7 protein-coding genes and 1 pseudogene are annotated in these 7,080 nt (G+C 71.1%); 1 reads left to right on the forward strand and 7 read right to left on the reverse strand.

Translation table 11 applies throughout. The features are described 5' to 3' along the window. The 3 genes from ACM2XV_RS10700 to ACM2XV_RS10710 all read right to left on the reverse strand — a co-directional run. A partial coding sequence (locus ACM2XV_RS10700; RefSeq protein ID WP_487026915.1) for a hypothetical protein occupies positions 1-294 on the reverse strand: 294 nt, incomplete at its 3' end. Between the two features lie 16 nt (positions 295-310). After that, entirely contained in the window at positions 311-1,306 is a 996-nt protein-coding gene (locus tag ACM2XV_RS10705; protein WP_487026916.1) for a DNA-3-methyladenine glycosylase family protein, read from the reverse strand. 124 nt (positions 1,307-1,430) lie between these two features. Further along, the gene (locus tag ACM2XV_RS10710) at positions 1,431-2,186 is read right to left on the reverse strand and encodes a TetR/AcrR family transcriptional regulator (protein ID WP_487026917.1); all 756 of its coding nucleotides are present in this window, start codon (positions 2,184-2,186) and stop codon (positions 1,431-1,433) included. Positions 2,187-2,271: 85 nt separating this feature from the next. Between ACM2XV_RS10710 and ACM2XV_RS10715 the strand changes: the two genes are divergently transcribed. After that, positions 2,272-3,117: an NAD(P)H-binding protein gene (locus ACM2XV_RS10715; RefSeq protein WP_487026918.1), complete on the forward strand. Its 846-nt coding sequence runs from the start codon at positions 2,272-2,274 to the stop codon at positions 3,115-3,117. Between the two features lie 69 nt (positions 3,118-3,186). Here ACM2XV_RS10715 and ACM2XV_RS10720 read toward each other — a convergent pair whose 3' ends face one another. The 4 genes and pseudogenes from ACM2XV_RS10720 to ACM2XV_RS10735 form a co-directional block, all read right to left on the reverse strand. Beyond that, positions 3,187-4,293, reverse strand: coding sequence for a bifunctional 2-methylcitrate synthase/citrate synthase (locus tag ACM2XV_RS10720; RefSeq protein WP_487026919.1), 1,107 nt, complete (start codon positions 4,291-4,293; stop codon positions 3,187-3,189). A 69-nt stretch (positions 4,294-4,362) separates the two neighbouring features. Further along, positions 4,363-5,262 (reverse strand): methylisocitrate lyase, encoded by a 900-nt coding sequence (gene prpB / locus ACM2XV_RS10725; RefSeq protein ID WP_487026920.1) that lies wholly within the window; start codon positions 5,260-5,262, stop codon positions 4,363-4,365. An 11-nt stretch (positions 5,263-5,273) separates the two neighbouring features. Beyond that, positions 5,274-6,809, reverse strand: coding sequence for an MmgE/PrpD family protein (locus ACM2XV_RS10730; RefSeq protein WP_487026921.1), 1,536 nt, complete (start codon positions 6,807-6,809; stop codon positions 5,274-5,276). Positions 6,810-6,919: 110 nt separating this feature from the next. Next, positions 6,920-7,080: pseudogene (locus tag ACM2XV_RS10735) on the reverse strand (YbhB/YbcL family Raf kinase inhibitor-like protein); the annotation flags it as partial.

Below are 7,080 nucleotides of genomic sequence, written 5' to 3' on the forward strand. Positions count from 1 at the left end.
GAGCGCCGTGCGCAGCCCGCCATGCAGGGAAGCAGGCACGCGCCCCGACAGCTCGTGCAGTTTGCGGGCGGCGACAGAGAGGTCGCGCGGGCGGGCGACGCCGTCGACGAACTGCACGGCGAAGTCGAGGCCGCCCTCTTCCCGCAACAGCTCGGCCAGACGCCGCGCCCCGCTCGGCCACTGCTGTGCGGGCTCGGCGAGCCACTGGCGCACCTGCTCGACGGCGGCGGCCGCGACGGACTGCAGTTCGCTCGTGCTCGTGCCCGCGCCCGGATCGCTCTCGCCAGTGGCCATGGTCGCAAGGATATTTCTAGCGACGCCGATGATCGGTGATCGTCGCCCGCGGGCCGCGCCTCTCGGGCAGCCGACCGCTCAGAAGGATCAGCCGCACGACCCGCTGGCGCTGACCGGCCCAGGGCTCGAGCAGCTCGAGCATGCCCTCGTCGTCGCACTGCCGGTCGCCGGCGAGCGCGTAGCCGACGAAGTGCGGCACGTGATAGTCGCCGACCGAGACCTGGTCGGGGTGGCCGTGGCTGCGCTGCAGCGTCTCGGCCACGGTCCATGGGCCAATGCCGCGCAGACTGGTGAGCGCGGTCGTTGGGTCGGCGCCGTCTGCCGCGCGCTCGATCGCGGCCGCCCGGCTCGCGGCCTCGACGAGGGTGCGGCTGCGCGTGGGGTCGACGCCGGCCTGGTGCCACTCCCAGCTCGGAATCGCGCGCCACACCTCGGACGTCGGCGCGACCCTGAGGTTGCGCGGCATGAGGTGCGCGGGCCCCGGCGGCATCGTGCCGAAGCGGGTCACGAGCCGCGCCCACTCGCGGTAGGCCTCGAGGCTCGTCACCTTCTGCTCGAAGATCGCGGGAGCCATCGCCTCGAAGACGCGGCGCGTTCGCGGCAGGCGCAGGCCCGGGTTGCGGCGCAGGGTCTCGGCCAGGAACGGATGCCGCGACAGGTCGAGCTGCGACCAGTCGTCGCCCGCGCCCAGGAGCTGCGGAACGCCGGCGATCGCCCACTCGGCCCCCGGGCCCCAGGCTTTGGCGGTGACGGGGGCGCCGCGGCCGGGCTGCTCGAGCCGCAGGGCGACCGGGCCGCCTGGCGTCGTGAAGGTGCGCCACACGACGGCGTAATAAGAGGGGTCCCACTGCGTCGTCGGGTCGTACGGCCCGCGGCCGACGGGCGCGAGCGTTGCGCGCAGGTCGACGGGGTCGGCGGGCGCGTAGGTGGTCGTGAGCGGCGCCGTCGCGAGCCGGTGATCGGATGCCTCTTCTGCGGCGTGCGCCGAGAGTGCGGCATCCGTCAACGTCATGCGCACACGCTAACTCGCCGGGCTGACAGCGGCGGTCGCGGGCCCGGCCACGCGCGAAATCCGCCTGCCGAACCTTCACGCGGCGGTTCACGGTACGCGGGGCAGATCTCGCGGCGCGCCTCGTTCAGGAAGCGGCGATGACGCGGTCCAGCCATTCGGCGAGCAGCGCCCGCTCGCCCTCCGAGAGCTGTGAGAGATCGGATGCCTGCGCCCGCAGCGCGATCGCGGCAGACGCGGAAGTCGCGGCTTCTGCTCGGGGCCCGGCTGCTGCGGCGGCCTCAGTCGCCTCGACCGCTCCTGCCACCCCGCCGATCAGCAGCCGCGCGGCGACGGCCGCGAACATGTCGTCCGCGAGCGACCAATCGCGTGCGTCGGCCGGGCGCGCGAGCGTCGACAGGATCGCGCCGGTGCCGGCCGCGTGGATCAGCTCAACGGCACGATCCTCTGCGATGGCGAGCCGGCCGGCGAGCGCCACCCGATGCACGCGAGCCGCGAGCTGCTGGAGGCCCGCCTGTGTCGCCGGCGATCGCCGCGAGCGCTCGGGGTCGCTCAGCAGCACATACAGATCGGGGTACGCGAGGCCGAACTCGATGGTCATGTCCCACCCGGCACGCAGGTCGTCGAACGGGTCGACCTCGGCCCCACTGGCCGACGCCGCGGCCTTCCGCGCCGCGAAGTCGGCCATCACGCGCTCGGCCAGCGCATCGAGCAGCCCGTCCTTGTCGCCGAACAGGCGATAGATCGTGGGGGCCTGAACGCCACCGCGCTCGGCGACGGCGCGCGTGGTGAGCGCCCCCACACCGTGCTGCCGGAGCAAGTCGGCGGCGACGTCGATGAGCCGCGCGCGAACGTCGTCTCTGGGGCGGGGCAGCTCGCTCACGAATCAACGATAACGCTGCATTGCTAGCGCCGTGTTTCCGTTGATAACATCGGAATGATTCCAGCGGAAACGAAGGGGACTTTCCATGATCGTCATCACCGGCGCCACGGGCGCACTCAACGGCGCCACCGCCGAACACCTCCTGAAGAAGCTGCCGGCGGGCGACATCGCCGTGGTCGCGCGCGACATCTCGAAGGCCGCACACTTCGCGGCACGCGGCGTTCAGGTCCGTCCCGGCGACTTCGCCGACCCGGCTTCGCTGCCGGGTGCCTTCGCGGGCGCCGACCAATTGCTGCTGGTGTCGTCGAGTGATCCCGCCGCCGACGCCGTCGCCCTGCACCGCAACGCCATTGACGCGGCCGTGAGCGCAGGCGTCGGCCGAATCCTGTACACCAGCCATCAGGGTGCGGCATCCGACTCGCCCTTCGGCCCTGCGCGCGATCACGCAGCCACCGAACGCATGCTTGCCGACTCGGGCCTGCCGTGGACCGCGCTGCGCAACGGCTTCTACGTGCACACCCTCGCGTTCCTGCTCGGGCCGTGGCGTGAGACCGGGGTCATCACCGCACCCGCAGACGGGCCGGTGTCGTGGACCTCGCGCGACGACGTGGCGGAGGCCGCGGCCGCGATCCTTCTGGCCGACGAGCCGTTCGACGGGCCCGTGACCCTGACCGCGCCGTCAGCGCCGACGTTCGGCGACCTCGCGGTGATCGCCTCGAGGGTCGTCGGGCACGAGATCGGTCTCGACGTGCAGGGCCCCGACGCGTGGCTGGCCGCCCAGCAGCGGGCCGGTGCCGACGAGTTCTCGGCGCGATTCCGTCTCGGCATCTTCGAGGCCGCCGCCGGTGGCTTCTTCGCCGGGACGGACCCGCTGCTCGGGAAGCTGCTCGGGCGCGAGCCGCGCTCGGTCGCCGACTTCCTCGCCCGCTGAGCCGTCGCTTCTGGTTCGAAAAAGGCGGAACACGGAGCCAGAAGCGGCGACGCGGCGCGCGGCGCGGGCTCAGACCGCGCGTTGCTCGGGGCCTGCGTACTTCGACAGCGGGCGGATCAGCGAGTTGTGCGCCTGCTGCTCGATGAAGTGGGCCGTCCAGCCGGTGACCCGCGCCGCCGCGAAGATCGGGGTGAAGGTCGGGGTGTCGAAGCCCATCAGGTGATAGGCCGGGCCCGAGGGGTAGTCGAGGTTCGGCTTGATGTTCTTGCGCGCGCCCATCGCCTCTTCGAGCGCCGTGTAGAGCTCGAGCACGTCGGGGCGGTTGTAGTGCTCGACGACCCTCTTGAGCGCGGCCTCCATCGTCGGCACGCGCGAGTCGCCGTTCTTGTAGACCCGGTGGCCGAAGCCCATGATCTTCTTCTTGTTCGCGAGCGCGTCGTCGAGCCACTCCTCGACGCGCGACGCCGAGCCGATCTCGGCGAAAGTCGCCATGACGGCCTCGTTCGCGCCGCCGTGCAGCGGCCCCTTGAGCGCCGAGATCGCGGCGACGACACCCGAGTGCAGGTCCGACAGCGTCGAAGCGACCACGCGCGCCGTGAACGTCGACGCGTTGAACGAGTGCTCGGCATAGAGCACGAGCGACTGCCGGAACGCGTCGTTCACGACCGGGTCGGGCAGCTCGCCGAAGGTCATCCAGAGGAAGTTCGACGCGTAGTCGAGATCTTCCCGGGCCGGAATCGGGTCCATGCCGTGCCGGTGCCTCTGGTCGTAGGCGACGATCGCGGGCAGCTGCGCGAACAGGCGCACGGATTTCTCGTAGTCGCTGCGCTCGTCGTCGGGGAACCTCGTCTCGAGCGCGCCGAGCAGGCTGACCGCGGTGCGCAGCACGTCCATCGGATGCCCCGACACCGGCGTCTGCTCGATGAGCGCCCGCACCTCGGGGCGCAGCGCGCGCTGGCCACGCTCGACCGCCTCGAAGGCCTCGAGCTCGTCGGCCGTCGGCAGCTCGCCGTGCCAGATCAGGTACGCGACCTGCTCGAAGCTGCACGCCGCCGCGAGCTCCTGCACGGGGTAGCCGCGATACAGCAGCGAGTTCGTCTCCTGATTCACCGACGAGATCTCGGTCGTGTCGACGACGACGCCGGCGAGCCCCTTGTGGATTTCGGTGTCGGTCACGTGCTCCTCCTTGAGCGGTCTCGGTCTCGGTCTCGGTCTCCATTCGCCTTCGGCGAGTCGACCAGCGGACTATTTCTCGACGTTGAAGTTGAAGATCCCCGAGTCGAAGGCGTTGTAGCCCTCGTAGTCGATCAGCTCGTACAGCTCGGCGCGATGCTGCATCTGCCCGGTGAGCGCCGCGAGCGACCCGGAAGCATCGAGCTCGTCGAGCCCGCGCAGCGCCGCCCCCATCGCGAGCCGCAGCAGCGAGACCGGCCAGATGACGATGTTGACGCCGACGTCGCGCAGCTGCGAGACCGTGAACAGCTCGGACTTCCCGAATTCCGTCATGTTCGCCAGGATCGGCACGTCGACGGATGCCCGCACGGCCGCGAACTCGTCGAGGGTGGCCAGCGCCTCGGGGAAGATCGCGTCAGCGCCGGCATCCACCAGCGCCTTCATGCGGTCGATCGCCCCGGGCAGCCCGACCACGCCGCGCGCGTCGGTGCGGGCCATGATCAGCAGGTTCGGGTCGCGGCGGGCATCGACCGCGGCGCGGATGCGCTTGATCGCCGTCTCGTCGTCGACGACCTCTTTGCCATCGAGATGGCCGCAGCGCTTGGGGTTCACCTGATCTTCGATGTGGATGCCGCCCGCGCCGGCATCCTCGAGCTCCTGCACCGTGCGCGCGACGTTCATCGGCTCGCCGAACCCCGTGTCAACGTCGACGAGGGTCGGCAGCTCGGTCATGCGCGCGATCTGGTGCGTGCGCCCGGCGACCTCGGTGAGTGTCGTGAGCCCGATGTCGGGCAGCCCGAGGTCGGCCGACAGCACGGCGCCCGAGACGTAGACGCCGTCGAAGCCGCGCTGCTCGATCAGCCGCGCCGACAGCGGGTTGAAGGCGCCGGGGAAGCGCAGCAGCTCGCCGCTCGCGAGCCGCTCGCGGAACGCGGCGCGCTTGGCCGCGGCCGTCTGCTTGGCGTAGAACACGTCGCGCCCGCCTAGAACAGCCCGTCGGGCGCGTCAGCCTGCGCCAGATGCCCGTACTTCGCGGTGAAGCTCAGCTCGCCGAGCTCGTCGGCGGTGAGCTCGGGCAGGCGCTGCGCGACGTCGAGGAAGCGGTCGATCTCCTCGGGCTCGAGCGCGTCTTCGGCGAGGGTGCGGAACTTGCGCACATAGTCGTCGCGGGCGAACGGCTTCGCGCCGGAGGGGTGCGCGTCGGCGACCGCGATCTCGTCGGTGATCACCGAGCCGTCGGTGAATCGCACCTCGATGGCGCCGCCGAAGGCCTGCTCCTTCGGGTCGAGCGAGTGGTAGCGGCGGGTCCACTCCGGGTCCTCGACCGTGGTGACCTTCTTCCACAGCGCGACGGTGTCGGGGCGATGGGTGCGCTCGGGGTCGTAGGAGTGCTCGTGGTCCCACCCGCCGTCCTGCAGCGCGACCGTGAAGATGTAGGGCACCGAGTGGTCGAGGGTCTCGCGCGAGGCATCCGGCGAGTACTTCTGCGGGTCGTTCGCGCCCGATCCGATGACGAAATGCGTGTGATGCGAGGTCTTGAGAACGATGGATTCCACCCGCGCCGGGTCGTCGAAGATCAGCGGGTACTCGCTGTGCAGCTTGCGGGCGAGGTCGATCCAGGCCTGGGCCTGGTACTCGGCCGAGTGCTCCTTCGTGAAGGAGTCGAGGATGGCGCGCTTGGGCTCGGCCGCCCCCGGCAGCGCCACGTCATACGAGGCATCCGGCCCATCGAGAAGCCAGGCGATGACGCCGTCCTCGCCCTCCCAGATCGGCGTCGGGCTGGTCTGGCCGCGCATCGCCCGGTCGATCGACTCGATGGCGGCCTTGCCGGCGAGCGCCGGCGCATACGCCTTCCACGACGAGATCTCGCCCTTGCGCGACTGGCGCGTGGCGGTGGTCGTGTGCAGCGCCTGGCCGATCGCCTGGTAGATCGTGTCGGCCGGCAGCCCGAGCAGCGCGCCGATGCCGGCCGCCGCGCTCGGCCCGAGGTGAGCGACGTGGTCGATCTTGTGCGCGTGCAGGCTGATCGCGCGGGCGAGGTCGATCTGCACCTCGTAGCCGGTGGCGATGCCGCGGATGACGTCGGCTCCCGTCAGCCCGCGGGCGGCCGCGTGCTGGGCGACGGCGACCACGGGCGGAATGTTGTCGCCCGGGTGAGAGTACTCGGCCGCGAGGAAGGTGTCGTGGAAGTCGAGCTCGCGCACGGCCACGCCGTTCGCCCACGCGGCCCATTCCACCGAGGTGCGCCGATTCAGGGCGGTGCCGAAGACGGTCGCGCCCGCTCCCCCGATCGAGACGGGGTGCGCGAGCGCCTGGGCACGCGCCGCGGCAGGGGCGGGGCGCACGAGGGATGCCGCGGCGACGGCCGCGTTGTCGATGACCCGGTTCACGACCATCTCGGTGACGTCGTCGTCGACCGGGGTCCGGTCGGTCGCGAGCTGCGCGATCTTCCAGGCGAGCTGGTCTTCCTTGGCCAGGTTCTCGTCGCTGCGATGGACTCGAACGTGATGCGTTTCCACCTGGCCACCCTACCGAGGGGCAGACAGCTCCCCCGCCACCCGCTGCACCGAGGAGTGAGTTCGGGCGGCTCGACTCGCGCATCGTGCACCCGAACTCACACCTCGGGTGGCTAACTCGCGTCGGCGGCCGAGGCCGTCGGCACGAGGATCGCGCGGGCCAGCGTGTGGAAGTGCAGGTTGAAGCCGAGGATGGCCGGGCTCGCCTCCTCGGGAACGTCGAGCGTGTCGACGTCGACGGCGTGCACGACGGTGAAGTACCGGTGCGTGCCGG

This window comes from Gryllotalpicola sp. CP2-P1 (assembly GCF_057512245.1).

Bases quoted from the DNA above. Each gene is read 5' to 3' on its own strand.
- ACM2XV_RS10715 (WP_487026918.1), top strand. From the start codon at position 2,272: ATGATCGTCATCACCGGCGCCACGGGCGCACTCAACGGCGCCACCGCC.
- ACM2XV_RS10705 (WP_487026916.1), bottom strand. From the start codon at position 1,306: ATGACGTTGACGGATGCCGCACTCTCGGCGCACGCCGCAGAAGAGGCA.